General features: G+C 62.4%; 17 protein-coding genes. 4 read left to right on the forward strand and 13 right to left on the reverse strand.

The window, feature by feature from the left end:
- Positions 1-561: 561 nt before the first annotated feature.
- The gene (locus tag IFO71_RS18055) at positions 562-1,131 is read right to left on the reverse strand and encodes a hypothetical protein (protein WP_192031072.1); all 570 of its coding nucleotides are present in this window, start codon (positions 1,129-1,131) and stop codon (positions 562-564) included.
- A 239-nt stretch (positions 1,132-1,370) separates the two neighbouring features.
- Entirely contained in the window at positions 1,371-2,042 is a 672-nt protein-coding gene (locus tag IFO71_RS18060) for a histidine phosphatase family protein (RefSeq protein WP_192031073.1), read from the reverse strand.
- Between the two features lie 270 nt (positions 2,043-2,312).
- Between IFO71_RS18060 and IFO71_RS18065 the strand changes: the two genes are divergently transcribed.
- The gene (locus IFO71_RS18065; protein ID WP_192031074.1) at positions 2,313-2,570 is read left to right on the forward strand and encodes a hypothetical protein; all 258 of its coding nucleotides are present in this window, start codon (positions 2,313-2,315) and stop codon (positions 2,568-2,570) included.
- Positions 2,571-2,706: 136 nt separating this feature from the next.
- On the opposite strand, the gene IFO71_RS18070 is transcribed toward IFO71_RS18065, so the two are convergent.
- From IFO71_RS18070 to IFO71_RS18120, 11 genes are all read right to left on the reverse strand, one after another.
- Positions 2,707-3,471 (reverse strand): hypothetical protein, encoded by a 765-nt coding sequence (locus IFO71_RS18070; RefSeq protein ID WP_192031075.1) that lies wholly within the window; start codon positions 3,469-3,471, stop codon positions 2,707-2,709.
- On the reverse strand, positions 3,468-4,223 hold the full coding sequence (locus tag IFO71_RS18075) for a DUF4124 domain-containing protein (protein ID WP_192031076.1): 756 nt from the start codon (positions 4,221-4,223) through the stop codon (positions 3,468-3,470). Before IFO71_RS18075 ends, IFO71_RS18070 begins: the two co-directional genes overlap by 4 nt.
- 93 nt (positions 4,224-4,316) lie before the next feature.
- Positions 4,317-5,069 carry a DUF4124 domain-containing protein gene (locus IFO71_RS18080; RefSeq protein ID WP_192031077.1) on the reverse strand — a complete coding sequence of 251 codons (753 nt, stop codon included), beginning with the start codon at positions 5,067-5,069 and terminating at the stop codon, positions 4,317-4,319.
- Positions 5,070-5,240: 171 nt separating this feature from the next.
- A complete protein-coding gene (locus IFO71_RS18085) occupies positions 5,241-6,170 on the reverse strand; it encodes a M14 family metallopeptidase (RefSeq protein ID WP_192031078.1) in 930 nt (309 codons plus the stop codon).
- Positions 6,171-6,453: 283 nt separating this feature from the next.
- Positions 6,454-7,758: a trypsin-like serine peptidase gene (locus tag IFO71_RS18090; RefSeq protein WP_192031079.1), complete on the reverse strand. Its 1,305-nt coding sequence runs from the start codon at positions 7,756-7,758 to the stop codon at positions 6,454-6,456.
- Positions 7,759-7,765: 7 nt separating this feature from the next.
- Positions 7,766-9,052: a S8 family peptidase gene (locus tag IFO71_RS18095; RefSeq protein WP_192031080.1), complete on the reverse strand. Its 1,287-nt coding sequence runs from the start codon at positions 9,050-9,052 to the stop codon at positions 7,766-7,768.
- Positions 9,053-9,065: 13 nt separating this feature from the next.
- Positions 9,066-9,638 carry a hypothetical protein gene (locus IFO71_RS18100; RefSeq protein WP_192031081.1) on the reverse strand — a complete coding sequence of 191 codons (573 nt, stop codon included), beginning with the start codon at positions 9,636-9,638 and terminating at the stop codon, positions 9,066-9,068.
- 401 nt (positions 9,639-10,039) lie between these two features.
- The gene (locus IFO71_RS18105) at positions 10,040-11,170 is read right to left on the reverse strand and encodes an alkaline phosphatase D family protein (RefSeq protein WP_192031082.1); all 1,131 of its coding nucleotides are present in this window, start codon (positions 11,168-11,170) and stop codon (positions 10,040-10,042) included.
- Positions 11,171-11,592: 422 nt separating this feature from the next.
- Complete coding sequence (locus IFO71_RS18110) at positions 11,593-11,967, reverse strand: VOC family protein (protein ID WP_192031083.1); 375 nt, start codon at positions 11,965-11,967, stop codon at positions 11,593-11,595.
- 256 nt (positions 11,968-12,223) lie between these two features.
- Positions 12,224-14,098 carry a M48 family metallopeptidase gene (locus IFO71_RS18115; RefSeq protein ID WP_192031084.1) on the reverse strand — a complete coding sequence of 625 codons (1,875 nt, stop codon included), beginning with the start codon at positions 14,096-14,098 and terminating at the stop codon, positions 12,224-12,226.
- Positions 14,099-14,250: 152 nt separating this feature from the next.
- The gene (locus IFO71_RS18120; RefSeq protein ID WP_192031085.1) at positions 14,251-15,303 is read right to left on the reverse strand and encodes a helix-turn-helix domain-containing protein; all 1,053 of its coding nucleotides are present in this window, start codon (positions 15,301-15,303) and stop codon (positions 14,251-14,253) included.
- 94 nt (positions 15,304-15,397) lie between these two features.
- Here IFO71_RS18120 and IFO71_RS18125 point away from each other — a divergent pair, with 94 nt between their 5' ends.
- The 3 genes from IFO71_RS18125 (at position 15,398) to IFO71_RS18135 (ending at position 21,875) form a co-directional block, all read left to right on the forward strand.
- Complete coding sequence (locus IFO71_RS18125) at positions 15,398-16,918, forward strand: amidohydrolase family protein (protein ID WP_192031086.1); 1,521 nt, start codon at positions 15,398-15,400, stop codon at positions 16,916-16,918.
- 98 nt (positions 16,919-17,016) lie between these two features.
- Positions 17,017-17,505: a winged helix-turn-helix domain-containing protein gene (locus tag IFO71_RS18130; RefSeq protein WP_192031087.1), complete on the forward strand. Its 489-nt coding sequence runs from the start codon at positions 17,017-17,019 to the stop codon at positions 17,503-17,505.
- Between the two features lie 656 nt (positions 17,506-18,161).
- On the forward strand, positions 18,162-21,875 hold the full coding sequence (locus IFO71_RS18135) for a DUF4132 domain-containing protein (protein WP_192031088.1): 3,714 nt from the start codon (positions 18,162-18,164) through the stop codon (positions 21,873-21,875).
- Positions 21,876-21,915: the final 40 nt, after the last annotated feature.

Raw genomic sequence — 21,915 nt, forward strand, 5'->3', positions numbered from 1 at the left:
TTGCTGCGTAGCAGCCGAACAACGCGGCAATCGGCGCAAAGGACCTCAGGGCGAATGCCCTGCGTAGCCGCGCAGCGGCCGAATGAGGGCCGTGCCAGCGCCGAAAGATCGCGAACACTCTGTAATCTCAACACCATCGGTCGAAACTCTCGCCCCGCTTGGAATCGCCGGATCTTTCGGCGCGACCTCATCAAATATCCGGGTTAATGTCTTGACTCGCCGGAGCGAGCGCAGCCCCTGGATGGGCTGCTCGCGAGCGGCGCCCAAGGCGCCGTGAAGCGCCCGCGAGTAAGGGCTTGCACCGGACTTGCGGGGCTTTAACAGGCTGCTGAAATACTCATTACTGCAGCCTGATCTTGCGCGACACGGACGGCGCACGCGGGAACCAAACACGCACGTGTTTGATTCCCGGCAGGTGTGGCGCAGCTCTGCCCCGACCGGCTTGCCCTGAGCCGGTCGAACGGTTGCGCTGAAAACCTCCTGGATGGACGTTTTCGGCGGCTTGTTAAGTTGGACAGGATGTTCAAACTTCAAGCCGCCGGATCGATTCATGATCAAGAGTCACTCGACGTCGAAGTGGGTGACCGGTGGCGCATCAAACTCGACGTCATAGGTAGCAATCGCCTCGCCCATCTGGTAGCCACCAGCAGGCGCCGGCATCAGCGACCAGTACAGGCGATCACGAAAGCACTCCAGCACCACGGTGTCCATGCTGGCTTGATGCTGCTTCCAGGTGCGCTCGGACTCCAGTCGCTGCAACGCCGGAGCAATGCGTTCAAGGCCTACGCCCGCAGCCGTGCACATGCTCGACGGTCGCAGGCCGCTGTCTTCCCGACTCACCTGACCGCGAGCCCAGCTGAAGAAGTCGGCATGGATCTCACTGCCCGTTTGCGGAGAATGAAAGACAAACAGGCCGTGGTGCGCAAATGCCAGTCGGCGTACCTTGATTGTGGCAGGCAGAAGGGCCAGGGCATCGTGCCAGGCCTTGAGCGGCTGCCGCGCCGGCGACTGCGCCAGCGGATCGTGTTCGACATTGGCGGCGTCCTGGCCATGGCCCACCGCAGGCCAGACCACAACCGCCAGCAACACACAGGCGCGACGAACCACACTGCGCATTGATCTCGACGGCATGATCATCCGCGCCTCCCATGGGTATCCATGCCTGATGGAGGATACGCCGAACGATTCGATCTGGGCACACTCGGACTCCGAGTTCGCTCGAGAAACCGACCGTGTTATCCGCACTGCCCTCGCATGCTCGCGCTCCCGCCGGCCGAGGAGCCTCAAGTCCTGCGCCCCCTTTCCAAGAACCGATATCGTAACCTGTTGATTCGCTGACGCGCTTTGCTCCCAGCCCCTACCCAGGAACCTTACTGTGCACCCTGAACAGGTAGTTTGGGCACCGCCAGACCACGCTCCGGGTCGCCGCTGGCGCCGGTCAGCAAGCTCGGCGTCAGGTGCCCGACGTCGCCGGCGGCAATCACCTTGTAGCTGCCATCGGCTTCAATGCGGATCTGGGTCAGGCTGGCGTGACCCACGGACATCTCCAGCCAGGCTTGCTTGTCCACTCCGAGCGCGCGGGTGATCAGGTAGCGAATCACATTGCCATGACACACCATCAAGTTGCGCTGCGCAGCGTCTCCGCCCGGCTTGAAGTAGGTTTCGAACAAACGATCCAGTTGCTGCTGGCAGGCAATCAGTTCGGACTCGGGCATCTGCTCAGTGATCGCCTGACGCCGTGTCGGCGGCGTGCACTCAGCCAGATCGCTGACCACCTCGAAGGTCGCCCCCGACAGGCTTTGCCCCATCACTGCGGCCGTGTCCCGAGCGCGCTGTAGCGGGCTGACATACCGCGCATCAAAAGTCTGCGGAAACTGCGCCAATCGGTCGCCGACCAGATGCGCCTGCGCCACGCCCAAGGGCGAAATGCCGGGTCCCAGCTTGGGGTCGGCGCTGGCGTCGGGCAGGTAGTGGCCGTGCCGAACCAACCAGATGACCCGCGCCGATGTCGATTCGGCAACAGCGACGGGCGCCAGAAACATCATCAACACCATGACGCACGCGCACGAACCGACCCAGCCCCGAATCGCCTTGAACACGTGGTTTGTGTGCTGTGCGGCCATGATCTAGCTCCTGGTGAATGCGGCATGAAATCTTAGCAGCCGGGGCGATCCTTCGTTGCTGCGCTGGCAGGCAGCTGAGACTCATTTCAGCAGCCTGTCAGGATCGGATGAGAGCGGCCGAGCAGACTTTGCCAGGGCCGGCGCCCGGGTGTATGTTCGAACTCCGATGCCCGACCAGGAGAATCGACGATGATGAGCACCACCCGCTTTTTGATCGTATCGCTGGCCAGCGCCTGCCTGCTGTTGGCGGCGGGGCCGGCGGAGGCCGGCAAAGACAAGAAAAAGGATGATCAGGCAGCGATGATGGCCGGCATGCAAACCGGCGGCGGTCAGTCGGGCCAACAGGGCTCTCAGGACAAGCAGTCGGACCAGAAGAGCGACCAGGTCGACCTCAAGCGCAAGCCGAAGAAGTGCAAGGATGGACGCGGCAAGACGGCCGAGTGCTGAACAAAGCCCTCGCAGCGTGTTCGCCGGCATACGGATCACGGAGCAGACTGAGCTACCGTCGCCAATGGTAAAGACCCGGTTGCAAGACCGCGAGCAAGACAATCGGTCCGGCGAGTGACCACATTTACTCGTCGGATCAAGAGCGCGGCCGAGGCTTGCGCAGGTCTTCCGCCGCCTCCAGCAAGGAATCATAGATTCCACTGGTTTGACGCCGTGAGCGCACCGCTTCGTTGTGTTCGGAGCGGTTGCGATCCAGACACCTGACCCATTCCTTGGCCGCTTCGCTCTGGGTCCAGCCGGTTTCCTCTGGCCGCTTACAGCGCGCATCGATCTCAGCCAGACGCTGCTCGCGCTGCTCATGGCCTTCAATCACCAACGGCGCAACCGTCGGATACCACCTGGCGACAATCATTTGCCGCAGCGCAACCCGACAGGCCATCCGCTCCACTTCCCCGCGCACAGCAGGGAATGTCGACTGCCGCGCGCCCAGTTCGTCCCAACGCTTTGCCGCAGCACCATGGGCTCTCCAGTCAGAGGGTAAGCTCATCATAGCGTTAAGTACGGACACTACCGTGTCGGTCTGGATAACCTCGCGCTGATGGCCGCAGGCGCAGGCCGAGGCACTGCACTGCACCCGCTGCACCAGATGACGCGGGCCCTCGAACCAGCTGGGGTGGAAACCGCTCAGATTCACTGCCTCACGAAGGTCAGCAGACAGGGCCTTTCCGTTGCCCGGCATCGCTTCCACCTGACTCGCTTCGCTGGCCTCACAGGGCGTGTCGCGGTAACTCACCGAGCCATCCGCCGCCGTGCAGCGGTGCAGATCTGCCTGTGCCTGGCCGAGCATCAGCAGGCCGAGCACCCCCAGCCAGCAGCAGGCCAGCCCAGGTCTTGCTCTCATCGACTATTGTCAGGCCGAGGCAGTTCCAAGGTCGCCATCGCCTCGCGCAGCCGCTCGTCGGCATCCCGGGTTTCCTGGGCTTTCTGCGTCGCCCGGCTGTTCTCGTTGCTGGCCTCATCGCGACAACGCTGATAGGCATACCAGGCCGCCTCGTTTTCATGGTTACGCGGCACGGCCGGCTCGCGACAGCGCTCGTTGGTTCGACGAATCCATTCCAGGCTGCGCGAATGGCGATCAACCAGATCCGGCACCAACTTGGGGAACAGCTCAACCAGAATCTTCTGTTCAACCCGAATTTCGCAGGCAACACGCTGCAGACCTTCGGCGGACTGTGGCTGCTTGCCGGCCCAGTCGCGCTGATTGCGCTCTCGGCTTAACGCGTCGTAGCGCTGCCAAAGGTTGGGCAGATTGTCGAGCGCATTGAGCAAACGATGCTGCTCGGCTTCCGACTTCTTGAACTCCCAGCTGCCACACATGCACAGCTGCCCCATGCAGCGAACCTGATGTTGCAGGTAGGCAGGCGTCTGCATCCAGGTCGGATGCAGCCCGGCCACTCCCTCGACAGCGCCGTTCAAGGCCAAGGCATTGAGCCCCCCCGGCATCGGCTTCACTTCGGCCTGCTCCTGCTCCGGGCAGGGAATATCGCTGTAGCGCGACTTGCCGCTGGCGTCGACGCACTTATGCAATGCGGCCAGGGTATCCATGGAGAGCAGCAATCCGAGCAACAGGCCGGTCAGTCGAAGAAGATTCATCGCGTATCCAACAACTAGAAATGGAAATGGAAATGGAAATGCAGGCGGCAACTTGGCGACTTGGCAGCGGCCGCAATGAGTCTCAGCAGCCTGTTACGGCACCCAGCCGGGTCGCGGTTCCTGCAGGACGGCGAATGCCTTTTGCAAGCGCTGAAGCGAGTAGTCGCGCGAACTCGGAACATGATGGATGGCTGCGCGGCCCTCCAGCCCCTTGTTCTCGCATTGCTCGTAGGCCAGCCAAGCATCGCCGGAGTTGGCTTCATCACCCGTCGGACGCTGACAATTCTGGCGCTGATGACGAAGGGTGGTGACCTCGACTTGCGGCCGCTTCAGCAGCGGAGCGAGATAGTCCTCGTAGTACATCTCCACCGTGCGCTGACTGATGCGCAGGTGGCAGGAGGTTCGGTTCAGGTCGTAGCCGGAGTCACGATCCAGGTTGTGCCATTTGCGCAACCTCAGCTCGGCGGTGGCGTTCTCGTAGTCAAGCCATTGCTCTGGCAGCATTTCGATGGCGCGCAGCAGGCGTTGTTCCGGCTCGCGGCTGCGATGACGCACCTCGTAATCGCCACAGACGCAGGAGCGTCCTCCACAACTCAATTCCTGCCCGGATTCGCCGGGCAGGACCAGCCAACTGGGGTGAACGCCGGGCAGTTCAGGCCCACGCTTCTCAACCACAGACAAGGCGCTACCGGGCATGGGCAAGCGCTCGGCCTCGCTGGCCTCGGGACAGGGTGAATCGCTGTAGCGGGTATTGCCCGCCTCGTCGACGCACTTATGCAACGCTGACTGTGCAGCACACGACCAGGCGAGCAATGCCCAGAAAACGCTCGCTTTGAACCCATTCATGCAGACTGTCACCGCAATACGACCCATGTCTACCAGGCCCACCCCCGATCGGGCCCGACGAGGCGCGGAGTTTAACGCAAGCCGCCTGCGCATGGGCCACGCGCAACCTCAGCGGCGTCAACACGCCTGTATCGAGGAGAGAATGCCGGGGCGCCTGCCGACGCGTGACAATCAGGGCGCTTCGCTGTTTCCCAAGGCGTGGTCGATGGCAGCGCAAACCGCCGCCACCTGCGCTGCGTTGCACTGCTCAGGCGTCGCTCGGTCACTGTCGGGATAGACCTCGGTAGTGGTGGTGAACGGCGCATCGGTCAGCCCTGCACACAGCCCCAGCTCCTTGAACGGGTAATTGATCACGCCCGGTGCAACCACCGGCGAGCCGATGATCTCGCCATTCTCATCGGCCGGCGCGATATGCGTGACCTTGGCCACCGCGGCAATCACCGCCTGTTGAAACTCCGGCTGCGGGTTCGCGGTGTCGCCCACCACATAGAAGCCATCGGGAATTCCCTCGGGCTCGAGCATCTTGCCATCGCGCGCAGCCAGGGCCGGGCGGAATTCGCTGCCATCAGTGTCAGTGGTCTCATGCAGGTCGATATGCAGCAGGAACTGGTCGCGCAGCGGCGCAATCAGACGCCAGACCGCCGCCGACTCCTCAGCTTCGCTGTGCTCGCGAAACGAACGGTTGGGATCAACGGCATCGGCGTTCCAGCGGTGAATGCGTTCGTAGGCCCACGGACTGATGCATGGCAACACCATCAGATTCACTCGACCAAGGTAGCGTTCGGCTGCCTGCTCAAGAAACATCAGCGCCCCCATCACGCCACTGGTCTCGTAGCCATGCACGCCACCGGTCACTAGTACCGACGGACGCTGCGCATCCCAGCCCCGGCTCTTCACCAGCATCAAGGAATAGCGATCCGGCGGATAGTGCAGCTCACCGTACTGCTGCACCTCGAAGCGCTCCTGCAGGGCGGCAATGCGCGGCAGCACATCCTCGGCATAGCGCCGATGCTGCACCTGGCGCGACAGCCATTCGGCCCGTTCGGGCGCTCCCCAGGGCTTACCCTGGATGCCAATGGGATACGCAGCCTGCTCGTTCATCAACGCACTCGCTTGAAGGTCAGCGCGCACTTTAGCATCGGTTTGCCGGTGGTCTCGGACGGAGGCGGAACACGGTGGAGAACTGCAGCACATCGACGCCCAACGAAGCGTCATTCGCGCGTCGGCGCGCGTGGACGGGAATCCGGCGCCTTCGCTCTTCGAACGATTCTTGGTAAGCCAAGCGCTGGCCCCCTGCCTGCGCGGGGCTGAGGCGAAAGAAACCTCGGGACTTGCCCCCGCTTGGACGTCGCGGATCTTTCGGCACGACCTCTCGATACTTGGGCTAGGTCTTCGGTGGTCTACCACGACGTTTCGATGGTGGGCGATCCACCGCTGCCGACACCCGTGCGGCAGGTTTCGCCGGCGCTGCCTGCCGCGCGGAACCGACCTGTACCTGCCCATGCGCCTGATCGTCGACAACCGGTGCACTGGCGCCTGCCGCTGCCAACTGGGCAAGTTCAACGCGCACCGCTCCTACCGGCGCGATGCCGACCGGCTCCACGCCGATCGTCAGCGTGATCGGTATTTCGATGCCACCGACCACCCGGCGCTCTCCCATTCGTGCGGCGTCGGCTGAGAAGGATTCCGTCATCGCGGCACCCAGCGGCGGGCGACCTTGGTAGGCACGCTCCAGCAGGTCGCCGCCCTGCATGGCCAGCATCAACTCATCGTAGGCAGCACCGCGTGGTGCGTTGGCAATCATGTCGCGGCACAAGGCACTGACCCGAATGCCTTCATTGGCGTCCCAGATCACCTCTTCCTCAGAGTAGCCGTCGAGACTGGGCACGCGACGCCCATCCTGCAGCACATAGAGTTGGCCGTCGCGCCGCGCCACACCGCTGTGATGCAGGGCTATCACCTGCATCTGATCGTTGAACACCGGTGAGCCGCTGGAACCCTGTGCTGTGTCGCTCAGATACCAGAGAAAATCACCCTGAAACGGCTCTTCGATCAACTGGTTTTCGCGGATGGCGATCTGCAGCGGCTGGCCGCCAGGGTGTTGCAGTATCGTCGCCCACTCCCCCGGGTTGGCCTTCCCTGTCTGGCCAATCAAGCGAAGATAGGCGTAGCGAGACAGCGGCACCCGATCATCCAGGCTGCGCGCACTCACCGCTACCACGGCATAGTCGAGCTCCTTGCGAGCAAAGAAGTAGCGATCAGGCTGGAAACTGAACTCCACAGCACGCTGCGGCTCTCCGCGCAGGTTGCGACGGTATTCAAACCCGGCCAGGGCCTCACGCGCCACATCTTCCGACTCGAACACATGCCAATTGGTCAGCATCAGGCTAGGAGAAATCATGAAACCCGTGGCGGCACCACGCTTCAGCGAGATTCGCGCCACCGCCAAGGCGGCGATGGCGATGCGATCGAGATAGAACAGATCCAGCAGATCGTTGCGCCCGATGCTGCGCTCGATCTCGGTGACCGACGGCTGCGCGCCGCCGACCTGCATCATCGCCATTCGTTTCGCCACGAAGTCCGATCGAACGTTCATTTCGCGCGGCAAGCGTTCGATGCAGGCCCGGTAGTGCGGCAGTTCCTGCAGGCGTCGCTCAGATGCTTCGATCACCCGTGAATTGATTTGCATGACCGACTCAACGCGGCGGCGGCAGTGGTGCGTCGAGCAATCCGCGAGCATCGAGGATTCCCGCGCCCCAGCGCTCGGTATCCCAAGCTGGGGGTCGCCGCACGCCCTGCCCGGGCGTGGTGAGGATCTGCTTGAATGCCGCGACCAGGCCGCGCCTGCCATACATTCCTAACAAGCTGTCTCGCTCGTGATGCTGCAGCCAAAGGCAGGCCGCACCCGCCACCATGGCCGTGGCATACGAAGTACCATGACCGCGCCCCGTTCCCTTGGCCCCCTTGCCATTGATGTGCGCTCGCCATACCGATTCACCCGGTGCGCAAAGATCCACCTCGGGTCCGCGGCAACTCCAAACGGCGGGCTCATCCTTGATCGTGGTGGCCGCCACGGCAATCACATCGTCCAGGTTGGCCGGCGCCACCACATCCTTGGCCGGCGCGTTTCCGGCTGCCGCCACCACGATCACGCCGTTATCCCTGGCGCGGCGAACCGCCTTCTTCAAGCCGTCGAATGGGAACACCCGTACGCCACCCAAACTCATGGATATGACGTGGCAGCCCTGATCCACGGCATGGTGAATGGCCCGCGCTACATCGTGAAAAGCAATCAAGGCGACGTGCCGAATGGTCCGGATCGGCACCAGCTCAGCGCCGAGGGCCACCCCGGCCACTTCCTCCGGCTCAAGGTCGCCTCGGTCGGCCAGACCGCTCATCAGCACGCTGGCGGTGGCGGTCCCGTGCCCGGGATTGCCACCGTGCAGCAGGTCCGTCGGATCGGCACTGTCCTCAACGAAATTGTGTCCGATGTCTGCGCGAATTCTGGGCGAACTCAGCTCCCAATGGTCGGTGTAGCCAGTGTCTGGATGCCCCACGAGTACACCCATCCCGGTTGCACCCAGCGCATGCGCGGCCGACACACCCGCCCGCTCGTGGTGCCAGAGCGGGTCTTCGGTGCCGGGAAGATCGGAACTTGGATAGCCGAAGCTTTCGAACTCAGCGGTGGTTTCGCTGCTGTCGATTCGAGGCTCGAGCATGCCCTGGACGATGGCATAGGGTTCAACTTCGGCCAGCCCTTGAATCGAATCGCGCGCCGCCCGGTACTCTTCCTGGGTCAGCGTTCGTGTCGAATCGGGCTCCACCCTCAACACCATCGATGTCGGATCGCTCTGATCCAAGCGAAACGCATCGGTCAGCAAGGCCCTGGTTGCCGCGGGGATGCCGGCCTTGATGCGCTCAAGTGTTGCCTCGGTGCCGTCGAACTCAATCGCCAGGCCTCGAATCTGAATTACCCCTTCCATACACACCCCTCCCTCATTGCTTGCTTTGAACCGGGGACGCAACGCCGTCTGACACGCGGCCTGGGTCGATCGACCCCGCCTCCTCCACTCGCACTTCGATCGCCCCGCGATTGTTGAAGTACGCCCATGGCACGTCGTTGGCGAACAGGTACAGGCTGCCCGAGGTTGGCGCCGTCCACAGGCGACCAGGATCGAGAAAGGGCGTCAGATCGAAGGCCTGCTCCGCAACCAGTTCATCCAAGGCACCGAGGTCTTCATCAGACGCAGCCACCAGGCCACCGAGAGCGAACCACTTGGCATTCGGTAATACCCGATGGCGTTCGAACGCCCGCAGCATGAAGGTCGAGTCGAAGCCACGCGGCGTGCTGTTGATCCACCAATCAGTCCAACCGCCCCAGACCGCAATCCGATACCGTCTGCCCTGCTCTACCGTCGCCACTTCGGTAAACCGATCTTCGGCCCATACCAGGACCGAGCCGTTCGAACCCGGCCTCGCGACACGTCCGCTGCAGGCGGTCGCCAACACGCTGAGGACAACAATCGCCAGCCCGACCATCGAAATGCGCATCACCACCTTTCGTTGCACTGCCTGCCCCCGTGACGGATCAACGACTGCATTCTCGACTTAGCGCATCGATTCCCCCATCTGAACAGCAGACAGTCGAATGCGCGCCGCGTCAAGCGAACAAGTTCACTTGCCATGGGTCCGCCGCCGAATGGCGGGCTCTTTGACCTCTATTCAGATCAAACAGCAGCACCGCCTGCTCACCCAGCCGATTCGATTGCCGGCGATGCGGGCGAAATGGCAGCGTCGCCTGGACACCGAGACGGCGCATTCTCGGCTCGGCCCGATCCTGCAACGAACCCGGGCCGTCCGTTGCACCCCCTGCCTCACGCTGGCTGAGCTTGCCGAAGTCATGGCGCCGCCCCGTTCAACGAGTGCACGCTCATTCCCAAGCCAAGGGTGTGCCCCCTGCTGCCTCTGCTTCAATCGTTGGCGTCCCGCGCGAAGCTTAGTTGGCGCTGCAGCAACAGGGCACCATCATCACCACGCAAGGAGGCCAGGATCGCTTGCTTGTCCCAGTTGATCTCGAGCAGACCAAAGTTGGCCGCGAAGATGGCATCTCCCCTGCGCGCAGCATCGTTCAACTCAAGCTGGGGACGCGCATCCTCGGTGATCGGCAGGTTGAGAGAACTGGACAGCAGCTCAACCAAGGTCTCGTCATCCGCTTCTCGTTCCAACACAGCGCCAAAGTGGGTGTCGCCGGACAGGATCACTAGCCCGCTGTCCGCTCGCCGCGCAAGCAAGTCGAGCAGTCGCGCGCGCTCGGCCGGCATACGGGCCCAATTCTCGCCCTCCTGGCGTTCACTTAACACGGGAATTGAGCTGACCAGCAGACGCAGATCGGCCGGCATCTGCAAGCGTTGCTGCAACCATTGCCATTGTGTTTCACCCAATAAGGTGGCATCGGACGAGCCCGCCTGTTCTTTGCTCGGCCAGGAATCGCGAAAGCTGCGGGAGTCCAGCATCAGTACCTGCACGCGTCGCCCAACGGGACCCCAGATCAGCTCGCTGTAGATGCCTTCGCCGTCGGCACGCCAAGCGCCCTCGGGGATCGGCCAGACCGATTCGAACAAGGCCTCTGATTCCCGTCGCTGCGGAAACTCCGCACCGGCGTCATTCAAGCCATAGTCGTGATCATCCCAGGTCGCCAAGATCGTCGTCCGGCGCCGCAGCGCAGCGAACTCGGCTTCGCTGGCCAGCATTGCGTAGGCATCACGCAACTCGCGCAAGCCAGGCTCAGCGCGCTCTTCGCTTTGATACACATTGTCGCCCGTGAGCAGCAGCAGCTGAGGTTCGACAGCGGCAATCGCATTCCAGACCTGCGCCTGCTCAAGCTGGGGCGCATAGCATGAGCCAAGGGCAATGCGGGTCAGCGGCGTAGCCTGCGGCAGCGCCTGCGAGCGCAGTGGCAGCGGACTCGGCGTTTCGCCGGTCAGCCGCGGCGAGCCACAGGCGCTGAGCAAGGCGACCAGACAGATCGCAACCAACCGTTTGATCCGGGACAGCCGGCCAGTGGATACCAGCCACATCGAGTTGCGCGGTGGCCAGCGCATCGAATCAGCCAACTCCCCGAATATGATCAATCGCCATGACCGCGGACAGACACTCTGCTTCCTGCGCATTCTTGAATCCCCCCGCAACGCAAGTGGTTGATCGACGTGTTCGAGCGAAGCTTAATGTCGCCGCAAGCACGGCCGAACCGAATCCGCACCTGTGCCGAACTCGGCGCGTCTGACAGCCCAGGATGGACTGGTTCAGACCTTCCCCAACAGCCTGCTGAGACCTTCAACCTGGATGGCTTTCAGCGCAACCGTTCGGCAGGCTAAGGTCAAGCCGGTCGCGGCAAAGCCGCGCCACACCTGCGATGAGTTTGTCTAACGGTTTGCCGGAAATCAATCACATGCGTGCTTGCTTTCCGAGCGCGCCATCCTTGGCGCGCAATATCAGACTACTGAAAAAAAGTCTCAGCAGCCTGCTAAACACTGCCCTCAAACACCTTCCACGCATGCGGCCAAACCTCATGTTCAGAGCGCAGGAACTCAATCAATTCCACCGGCGCACCATTGTCGACGATGAAGGCCACCCGCACACCCGGTGCTGGCGAGCGCGGCGGCAGCAAAACCTCCTGGCCGTGCAGGGCGTTGTCGAGGTGGTCGACCACAAAGGCCACGTGCGGAACGCGCTTGATCAGATCCGGCAAGGGGCTGTCGGGAGCAAAGCGTAACCACTCGATGGCGTGCGGACTGTTGAAGTAGCCCGAGGCATAGACGCCGTCGTCGGCGATGTACTCTTCATTCTCGCGCTCGACCAAACTGGGTATACCGATATGGTGGTAGCGATACGGGGACACAGTCTCTCCCTTCTTTCTGGATGCGTCGATCATGGGTTATGGGCCCTTCAGTCTGCCATGACCCCTCTTGCTGCCATGTACGCGCGCCCGTTGCCTATCTGTGCGGCTTCGGTATCTCTATGCCGCCAATCGCTATCGCGGTGTCGTGGCCGCTGACTGTCATTCCCGAGAAGGCGGGAATCCAGTGAACGTCCACGGATCCAGCGACTGGATTCCCGCTTTCGCGAGAATAACGGTACTGCAAGGCGCGGATTCGCTACCCCGCGTCGGGCTGCATCTGCCCTTGCAGCATCCGTGCCGCTCGGTGGCGGTTCCAGTAGCTTTCGATCGCACGCTTGAGCATGGGCCGATCCTTGCTGGCAATGGACAGGGGCACACGCGTCTTTTCAGCGGGTAGACCGGTTCGCTTTGGGTGAGTGATCGACAAGATATCCGCCCCCACCACGGCGTCTTCGTAGCCAAGTTCCTGCACATCGTCCCAACTCATGATTTCGCTCTTGTTGGGCAGCCGCATTCCCGCATGGCTCACTTCCAGGCTGAGATCGGCTTTGAGAGCAAACGTCAATGGCGGGAAATGGCGCTCCACCAGTTCACGCTCCGTCTCGTTGCTGGGCAGATAGCGGTAGGCCAGTTCGACCTCGTGTTGCGCAGAAAACTCTGACTCAAATTCGTTCCACAGGCGCAGCTCAACCTGGTCGGCCTCATTGATGGCATCGACCCAGCTCTCCGCAGGCGCCTTGCATACGATGTTGGCGTAGTCGCGCTCGGCTATCCGGCAACCGACCTTGGTCATCCGCTCCTGCAGCGGAGGATGGGAATCGAACGGATGCGGAATTTCGCTATCGCGCATCAGACTCAGGAACTGAGCGGATCGACTGAACGCGGGCAATCCGGACGCCACCCGATCACCGATACCCAGCCGGCCACTGAGCGCATCGTTCTGCTTGAACAATTCATTCTCTATACTGCTGCGATAGCTGGCATAGGCCGTCACCTTGATCAGGGCGCGAGCCACCGCCATGCCCGAGGTGTGCGTGGAGGCCACACGATCAGCCTCAAACTCGCGTTCTCGACTCGACTTGCTCATGGCCAACTCGAACAGCCAGCGATAAGCCCCGAGCAAGGCAAAGGCAATCCAATTCAATCCCGGCTTGGCCATCGCCTGGTGATAGGCGTCAAAGGCATGCAGCTTCGGCCCCAATATGGCGCTGCTCGCGGTATCGCCGCCGGCGAAATGGCCGAGTTCATGCGCCAGCACCGCATCGGCCTCGGCCTGATCCAGAGTCCTCAGCAAGGGCAGGCTGACGAACAAGGTGCGACCGCTGACCGTTTGCCCGGCGACCTGCAACGGCTGTTCGGTGACAAAGAAATTGGCATCGATGCCGGCGATGATTTGCGCCGGCGGCGACGTCCTGATCTGGGCGGCCAACTGGCGCACCCGCAACCACAGCTTGCGTGCCTCCGACGAGGTCAGCAGATGGCCATGCACGCCCTGCTCAAACCGCACCCGCTTGAAGATGGCGAACAATGCGTGCAGTGCTCCGGCGACGGCAACGATGCCGACCAGCAAGACCAGCTTCGGGTAGTAGCCCTCGACCAGGTAGATCGTGAGCGCATAGGAGAGCCAGGCGGCAAATGCGGCTTGCAGGGTCACCAGGGCCGCCGAAGCCAGCACCAGCACGCGCCAGCCCAACACAAAGCTAAGGGCCTGCAGGCCACGACTGGCGAATGCCAGTGAAGCCAACACGCCGATCAGGCCCAGTAGCGCCGCGCCACCGGCCAAGGTCCAACCCGATAGGCGTTCGGCGACCAAGGCTTGCCAGAGCAACGAGAAGCGCTCGCACACCTCGGCTCTGTATTCGGCAAGCTCAGGGTCCTTGGAAACACATGCTGTCGAGGGAACATGCCGTTCGATCCACTGCTGCGCTTCTGCGTCTCGCGCGCTCGCCATGCGTGCCAATGCAGCGATCTCGTTAGCCGTTCGCGCACTTGCCAGCGCCTGCGTCGGCGTGCGTGCGACCTGAGCCCGGGCCGACTCCAAGAACTGTCGATCCGCTTCAGCGCGCAAGCTGCCTGCCACGCTGTAGGTGATGCCGGGGATAAGAAATACCGCCAGCAACGCGGCCAGCATGATAAGAAGGAAATTCGATCGAGTGGAAGCTGTCATAGAAAAGAAATCGTGCTTGCGGTGGCCAGATCGCCTGGAGCGTGAAGAGTGTGCGTCTGTGCCGACAGCAGCAACTCAAAAACCCTCAGAAAATCTCTTTACCGAGCCCGTAAGCGTCAGCTCCGGTGTTCCTGCCGATATTGGCTCGGCGTTTTTCCCGTGCGCAGCGCGAATTCCTTGTTGAAGCTGGACTTGGTCTGAAAGCCAGCGGCAAACATGATGTCGATGATGCTGCGCTCGATCAGTTGCGGATCGCGCAGTTGCGTGGCCGCCCGTTCCACCTTCCAGTCATTGAGCAGGGTTCGAAAGCCCTTGCCATAAACGGTATTGACTGCCTGCGACAGGCGCTTGCTGGGCACGCCCAGGCGCCGGGCCACACGAGGCATGGTCAATCCAAACTCGTTGATCAGCTGCGATTGCAGCAACATCTCGCGCATGCGCTGGCACAGTTGCTGCAATTCCTCGGGCCGAGCCTCCGGGCTACCAGCCGCCTCGGCCTCGCCGTGCATGGCGTCATCGATGGCACCGGCCGCATGCTGCATCCACTCAGGGTCGCGCCAGGCCCAGACAAAGCAGACCAGCACCAACAGCAGCATCAGGGCAATGCCGGTCTTCAGCCCCCAGGAGGCCCAGAGTGGGCTCCCACGAGCCAGCTCGATGGCGATGCCGATATCGACCAAGGCCGCAAATACCAGAAACCCCGCCGCCAAGGGCAGGCCAAAGCGGTGCACGGCCGACCCCCGCCACGACGCTCGATCGACGGACAGCAGGGCCAAGGCATAGGCCAGCTCGCCGAGGATGACCACCGCATCAATCGCCTCACCCGCGCCGCTTGCCTCAAATGCCAACAGCAATGCCACGGTGATCGACGGCCAGAGATGAAGCAGGTCGAGCCAACGCAGACGGTGGATTCCGCTCTCCGAACGCCGCGCAAAGTACAGGTACAGCAGGGGCGGAATGGCGACGCCGAACACGGCCCGCAGCCCGAGCGGCAACAGCCCGGGCTGCAGCAGATGCAGGGCCAGCAGGCCGGACTGCAGCGCGAACAGGGCGAAAAACAGGGCCAGGAGTCCTCGACCGACGCTGGTCCGTGACAGCAGCAAATGGCCGGTCAGCATCGCCGACATCAGGCAGACCAGGCCGACCAGCAGGGTACTCAAACTTTGCAAGTGATTGTTCCAAGGGCCTAAAACACGTTTCAGGTCGCGGCTCGGCGGCGCTCACCGCAAGCTCCAACCGTCTCCGAAAGTAGTCTAGCTAGTCATGCGTTCAATACGATCAACTCTGGGTGCCATTGCCCCGCTGTGCTTCGCGCTGCTGTGCTCCAGCATCGCCAGTGCCGAACAATTGCTGATCCGCGAGATTACCCTGGTCTCGCCGGAACGCTCGGCCCCTCTGCCCAACGTCGACGTGCTGATTGGCGACGGACGGATCGTTGCCATCAGCCCCGAGCGCCTCGACATAGGTTCGGCCCGGGTGATCGAAGGCCGGGGCAAGTTTCTCAGCCCGGGCCTGATCGACAGCCATGTGCACCTGGGCAGCAGCGCCGGCATGCGCGAGGACCAGGCCGAGCAGTATCCGGACTTGCAACGCAGCTTTCTCGCCCAGGAGCCGCGCAGCTTCCTCTATTTCGGATTCACCCATCTGGTCGATCTCAATCAGTCCGAATCCTTTGTTGCCGAGTGGGCCAAGCACCCCATCGCGCCCACCCTCAGCTACTGCAAAGCGCTGCCCTTTCCGAACGGCTATGGCGAAGCCTTTCTACCGGAGTCGCAACGCGGCCGTTCACCCTATTTGCTGGACGACCCGCACCAGCACAACACCTTGCCCGACGACTATCAGCCTGAGCAGCACAGCCCCAAGGCACTGATAGAAAAAGTGCGCAAGACCCAGGCCCGCTGCATCAAGACGTTCTACGAAAAGGGCTTCGCCGGCCTGTGGGACTGGCCGGTGCCACCCGATGCATTGATGGCGCACGTCAAACGAGAGGCTAAGGGGGCCGATCTGATCCATGTCCACCACGGCAACAGCCTGGCCAGCTACCAACAAGCGGCCGCCAGCGGTGTGGATGTGCTGGCGCACGGGCTGTGGCACTGGGATGCGCTGAACAGCGAACGCGAATTGCCGACCGACATCCGTCAGCTGCTCGACCGCTTGATCGCGCAGGGCACCGCGATTCAGCCGACCAGCCAGGTGCTGGGCGCCGAGTTGCGCCTGTTCGAGCCAGGCTTTCTCGACGACCCACGACTGAGGCATGCCGTGCCGGGCGAGCTGATTACCTGGTATCGCTCCGACGAGGCTCAGTGGTTTGCCCGCCGGATGGCCAAGAACCTTGAGCGTACCGAAGTCGTGCGCGGCTTTCTCGGCCACGAGCCGACCGGCGCTGTCGACGAAACCAGCCGTGTTGCCGCCGAGCGTCTGCGCCAAGTGGTTCGCTATGCGCATGAACGAGGAGGGCGGCTGATTCTGGGCAGTGACACCCCTTCAAGCCCGACCTATACCAATCCTCCAGGATTGAACGGCCTGCTTGAGATGCGCTGGTTGGCCGACGCCGGGCTGAGTCCAGGCGAGGTGATGCGCGCCGCCACTCTCGACAATGCAAGGGCGTTCGGATTGGCCAGCGAGATCGGCAGTATCGAAGTCGGCAAACGCGCCGACCTTCTCGTGCTGAGCGCCGACCCACTGGCCTCGGTCGAGGCATTTGATTCCATCGACGTCGTGGTGCTGGGTGGACGTGCCATTCGACGAGCGGAACTCTCGGCACAATCGCCGAGCGTCAAGTGATGCACTGCGCCGTGCAGATGCCGCAATCAAGATGAAGATCTGCGAATACGCGTGCCAGCGGCCCGCCACCGACAACCAAGATCCAGGAATTCCTTAGCATGCAGCTTGACCCATTTCGGCTCGGCGAACTGACCGTCGACCCCAGACGAAACCGGGTGCAGTGGCCGAACGGCGATCAGGCGCGCATCACCGCGCAAGTCATGCACGTGCTCTGTGCACTCGCTGACTGCAACGGTCAGCTGCTCAGTCGCAAGGAACTGATCGAACGCGTGTGGGACGGCAATCATCTGGTCGGCGACAAGGGCATCGCCACCGCGATATGGGCCCTGCGCCGCGCGCTACGAGAGAGCAAAGACGCGCCGCGCTATATCCAGACCATACCCAGAAAAGGCTTCCGCTGCTTGGCCCCAAAACACCCACTTCCACCGCAGGAACCAGCATCCACGCAACTGCAAGCTGATCGTGAGCATGGCATACTCCACCGAGCGTTTCAGCGTAGCGACGGCGGGCCAAGGGCCCGCCCTACGAAGCTGATCGCATTAGCCGCCTTGGGTCTGGCCTTTGCTAGCGCCGGAGCCTGGTGGTAAACGACGCCAGAGCACGGTTTGGGCCAGACGAACAAGGGCGACTCCCGCGCGCCGTGCCAGAGCGTATGCGGGCCCTGGCGCCCTGGCCCGCCATCGCCCCGCCCACCGCAACGCTATGTGGTGGGGAATTGAAACCGTGGCGATGCGAGGCTGATGCTGGCAGACCCGCGCAGGCGGTGCGCCGAGGCGCACCCTATGAGGGCAGCGTGCTGCACCGGGGTGTCGAGCGTGGGGCGGGCCTTGATCGTTGACCTTGATCTTGAGCCTGTTCTTCGCTCTTGCTACCAGCAAACGATTGAATTGTTAATGGTTTTCTGGGGAGACCTCAGGCCCTGGCCCGCCAACCAGGCACACGACAACGTATCGGCTCGCTCACCACTCGCTCACCACAGGGCCAACACGTTCGTTCACGTTGTAGGGTGTCGGCGAACCAACGTGAGGCATCAGGAATCTGTGAGGGCGCGTGTGTATTGGCGCTCCTGGGGCCGAGCAATCCAGAGCAGGCCGACGCTCGCTTCTCCCAGTGAAGAAGCCGTGATAGAAAGCGCCTTCAGCCGTCTTTGCTCTGCTTGCACCGCCGAGGTTCCTTGCCGGTGCGCCTTGAGCTGGGAAGCCGGCCCCGTACCGAGAACATCCCTAAGGAACACCACGTGGCAATGAACTGGATTGGAAAAATACTTGGCAGATCGGATTCCGTGGGCAGTGCCAGCCACCCTTGGTATCGGCGGGTGGAAAAGGCCCTTTCGGGCATCGAGAAGTTCCAGGGGATCAGTTACGGCGCCATCCGCAATATCGTGACCTTTGTGGCCGATGGCTCCGAGGCTCAGGTGCTGCAGGAGCTGTCGGCCTGGGGCAATCTGGCGCGGCATCTTGGGGCCTGGGGCCATGATGTCGACAACGATGCGATCGCCCAGTTCTATCAGGGATTCGAGGAGCTGCCGGCCGATTGCCGCCTGCGCTGGGCTCAGGTGTTGGAAGCCGGCTTCAGCTCGAACGCTCACTGGGCGCTGGAATTCCCGGGTGGCGTTCACTGGCCTGAGGCTCTGGTCATGCACGCCGCAGCGGGGCGCCCCGCTGCACGCGGCAAGTCCGCCAAGGAAGGGGAGCTCAGCTTTCAGGGAATGGAGGAGATGTTTGTGGCCGCCGGTCTCGAGCCGGTCGCCTTGCTGCTCGGTGTCTTGCGCTATCCGAGCGCGGGACAAACCTGGTGGTTCGATCGGAATGCCGCCTGGTTCACCTCGGTGCTCGGCTTCTCCGCCGCCTTCGCACACCACGCCGATCAGGTGCGCACGCTGCTGCAGCTGCCAGCGGCCAATCAGCGTCTGCATCTGCTGACCCTGCTCGAACGGGCTGATAAGTCGGTCTTGGTGGCCTTTGTGCAGGAGCTCGCCGACCTCAGTACCTGCAGCAGCAAGCAGGTGCGCGCTGCAGCTGAACCATTGCTTCGTCGTTGCATCGACGAAGCCATTCCGCATCTGAAGCAGCTGGCCGTGGAAGCCAAGCCTGATCAGCGCCTCAACAGCTTGCGCCTGCTCTGGCAACTGTCCTCTGCAGGACATGCAGAGACGCTGCGCCGCTTCGCCATGGATACCGCGGCGGCCGACAAGGCGCCCTCGGTGAACGCCCTGCCCGCAGAGTGGACCACGATTGCCGAGCAGGCGGTGGAATCGGATAGCTATGAATACGCACTGCCGGTGATCGACTGGTCCGGGGCGCTGACCCCGGAGGTGAAGCAACTGCTCGAAGGGCTGTGGCGCGATCTGAATGACGCCGTTGAAAAGAGCAACGAGCAGTTAAGAAAGGCGCGCGAGGAGGCGATCGCGCGAGGGCAGAAGGCCTATCCTCTGCACGTGCACAAGTCCTATGCCGAGTCTGCGCTCAAGGAGCTTTGTCAGTACATCGACTCCCCCTCAGCGCGCGGCAGGGCACATGCGGAAACTCTACGGCACAGCCACTGGCAGTTCGTGGCACCTGCACTGCAACGTCTGGCTAAGAACCCAACGGCCTCGCCAGCGGTGCTGCTCAAGTGCCTGGCCTATTTCAATCTGCTTCGCGATAACTCACGTGGACTGTGTGCACCCGCCGTCAACGTGCTGAACACGCTGCAGGCCACGCAGAAGCGGCCCAGCCTGCTCGAGCTCTCGACCATGCTGAATGATATGGGGATCTCCGGTTGCGGGGCGATTTTTTCCAGCTACTGCATGCATTGGGGCAGCCCGCTGGCGCGCGACTGGCCGGCAGAGGCAACCTGGCCCTTCTTTGCCCACCATCTGAACCGGCTGATCGAGCTGCTGAATCCAACCCAAAGGAAGGACTACTGGTTCGACCGCGAGGGCCTGTTCGCAGCAGTCGCCAGTTTGCCGACGCCGCCGGCACGAGTCATCAACGCCATGTTTGATCTGGCCCTGGGTACGGCCAAGACCGAACGACTGCCAGCACAGGCGGCGCTGCACAAATTGGCGGGCAAGGAGGTTCGCATCATCCATGCGCTGAGCGATGGCAAGTCCGAGGTGCGCGCCGTCGCGGCGCAATGGCTGATGAAGCTGCGTCACCAGGAGGCGGTTCCGGCACTGGAGAAAGCCGTCGCCAAGGAAAAGCACGAAGTCGCCAAGGGCGCCATGCTCGATGCCCTGCAGGCGATGGGGCAACCGGTGGAAAAGTACCTCGATCGCGGGGCGCTGGCGCGCGAAGCCAGTAAGTCGCTGAGCAAGGGCCTACCGAAGGATCTGGAGTGGTTTCCCTGGTCTGCCCTGCCTTCGGTGCATTGGTCCGACTGCGGCGAACCGGTGTCGCCCGACGTGCTGCAATGGTTGCTGGTACAGGCAGTCAAGCAGAAATCACCAGAACCAAACGCGGTGTTGCGCAAGTACTGTTCGATGATCGTGCCGCGCGAGCGTGAGCAGCTCGGCCAGTTCATCCTGGAAACCTGGATGGCCGAAGACACCCGTCCGATTGCACCGGATGAAGCCATGCGCCAGGCGCAAACACAGGCCACGCAGGTGCATGGCTGGATGACCTCACATCCGCAGTACTACAAGGATGACCCGAACCTCGGCAAGTCGGTGGAAGAGCTGACGGCAACCTACCTGCCGGGCTTTCTGCGCCAGCCGGCGGGCTCGGCGATTGGCTCCAAGGGCCTGCTGGCGGTAGCCGCGGCCTGCGCCAGTGGCGCCGCAGCAGCGCCGGTGGGCCGCTACCTGAAGGAGTACTACGGCACCCGTGCGGCACAGGGCAAGGCGCTGATCGCCATGCTGGCCTGGATCGAGCATCCCAGCGCAACCCAGCTGATGCTGTCGGTAGGTAATCGCTTCCGCACCAAGAGCTTTCAGCAGGAGGCCACTCGCCAGGCCGAAGCCCTGGCTGATCGCAAAGGCTGGACGATCGCCGAATTGGCCGATCGTACGATTCCCAGTGCAGGCTTCGATGAGAGTGGCGTGCTTGAGCTTAGTTACGGCAACCGCGTGTTCAGCGCGAAATTGCTACCTGACTTCAAGGTCGAGCTATTCAATCCGGACGGCAAGAAAATCGCCGCCCTGCCCGATCCGCGCCAGGATGATGATGCGAACCTGGCCAAGGACGCCAAGAAGGCGTTCTCCTTGGCCAAGAAGGAAATCAAGAACATCGTCAGCCAGCAGACTGAGCGGCTGTACGAGGCGCTGTGCACCGAGCGCGATTGGCCATTCGAGGATTGGAACGCCTATCTCAATCAACACCCGGTGGTACGCCGCCTGGTGCAACGGCTGGTCTGGGCAGTGACCGACAGCGACGGCCAGGTGAGAGCGACCTTCCGCCCTCTGGATGACGGCAGCCTGACCGACGTCGAGGATTCTTCAGTGACCCTGGCGAGCGATGCTCGAGTAAGGGTGGCGCACGATACCAATCTTCCGGCCGAGCAGGTGACACAGTGGCAGCAGCATCTGATCGACTACGAAGTCGCTCCGCTGTTCCAGCAGTTTGGCAAGGGCACCTACGCGCTACCAACAGAGAAAGCCAGAGACACCAGCATCGAGGATTTCGAGGGCTACCTGATCGAAACCTTTGCCCTGCGTGGCCGTGCCAACAAGCTCGGCTACACCCGCGGCTCCACCGAGGACGGCGGCTGGTTCACCACCTATGAAAAGCGCTTCCCCACCCTGGGGCTGGTAGCGGTGATTGAATTCACCGGCAACCCCTTGCCCGAGCAGAACCGCACCGTGGCCCTCTTGAACATGTCGTTTAGCAGCGCCGAGGGCAATGCCTGGGAGCGCGCAGCGATGACACTCTCGCAGGTACCAGCCGTGCTGCTCTCGGAGTGCTACAACGATCTGCGCATCATCGCTGCCGACGGCGCTGGGTTTGATCCTGAGTGGCGCAGGAAGAGTGAGTATTAGCAGGCTGCTGAAATGAGTCTCAGCAGCTTGTTAGTATCCC

It is taken from the genome of Pseudomarimonas arenosa (genome assembly GCF_014841215.1).
In the GTDB taxonomy this organism is placed as follows: Bacteria; Pseudomonadota; Gammaproteobacteria; order Xanthomonadales; family Xanthomonadaceae; genus Pseudomarimonas; species Pseudomarimonas arenosa.

What these genes read in the sequence shown, in the direction of transcription:
- IFO71_RS18055 (WP_192031072.1), bottom strand. Translation starts at nt 1,131, where the DNA reads ATGCCGTCGAGATCAATGCGCAGTGTGGTTCGTCGCGCCTGTGTGTTG.
- IFO71_RS18060 (WP_192031073.1), bottom strand. Translation starts at nt 2,042, where the DNA reads ATGTTTCTGGCGCCCGTCGCTGTTGCCGAATCGACATCGGCGCGGGTC.
- IFO71_RS18065 (WP_192031074.1), top strand. Translation starts at nt 2,313, where the DNA reads ATGATGAGCACCACCCGCTTTTTGATCGTATCGCTGGCCAGCGCCTGC.
- IFO71_RS18070 (WP_192031075.1), bottom strand. Translation starts at nt 3,471, where the DNA reads ATGAGAGCAAGACCTGGGCTGGCCTGCTGCTGGCTGGGGGTGCTCGGC.
- IFO71_RS18075 (WP_192031076.1), bottom strand. Translation starts at nt 4,223, where the DNA reads ATGAATCTTCTTCGACTGACCGGCCTGTTGCTCGGATTGCTGCTCTCC.
- IFO71_RS18080 (WP_192031077.1), bottom strand. Translation starts at nt 5,069, where the DNA reads ATGAATGGGTTCAAAGCGAGCGTTTTCTGGGCATTGCTCGCCTGGTCG.
- IFO71_RS18085 (WP_192031078.1), bottom strand. Translation starts at nt 6,170, where the DNA reads ATGAACGAGCAGGCTGCGTATCCCATTGGCATCCAGGGTAAGCCCTGG.
- IFO71_RS18090 (WP_192031079.1), bottom strand. Translation starts at nt 7,758, where the DNA reads ATGCAAATCAATTCACGGGTGATCGAAGCATCTGAGCGACGCCTGCAG.
- IFO71_RS18095 (WP_192031080.1), bottom strand. Translation starts at nt 9,052, where the DNA reads ATGGAAGGGGTAATTCAGATTCGAGGCCTGGCGATTGAGTTCGACGGC.
- IFO71_RS18105 (WP_192031082.1), bottom strand. Translation starts at nt 11,170, where the DNA reads ATGCGCTGGCCACCGCGCAACTCGATGTGGCTGGTATCCACTGGCCGG.
- IFO71_RS18115 (WP_192031084.1), bottom strand. Translation starts at nt 14,098, where the DNA reads ATGCTGGCCGCGTTGCTGGCGGTATTTCTTATCCCCGGCATCACCTAC.
- IFO71_RS18125 (WP_192031086.1), top strand. Translation starts at nt 15,398, where the DNA reads ATGCGTTCAATACGATCAACTCTGGGTGCCATTGCCCCGCTGTGCTTC.
- IFO71_RS18130 (WP_192031087.1), top strand. Translation starts at nt 17,017, where the DNA reads ATGCAGCTTGACCCATTTCGGCTCGGCGAACTGACCGTCGACCCCAGA.
- IFO71_RS18135 (WP_192031088.1), top strand. Translation starts at nt 18,162, where the DNA reads ATGAACTGGATTGGAAAAATACTTGGCAGATCGGATTCCGTGGGCAGT.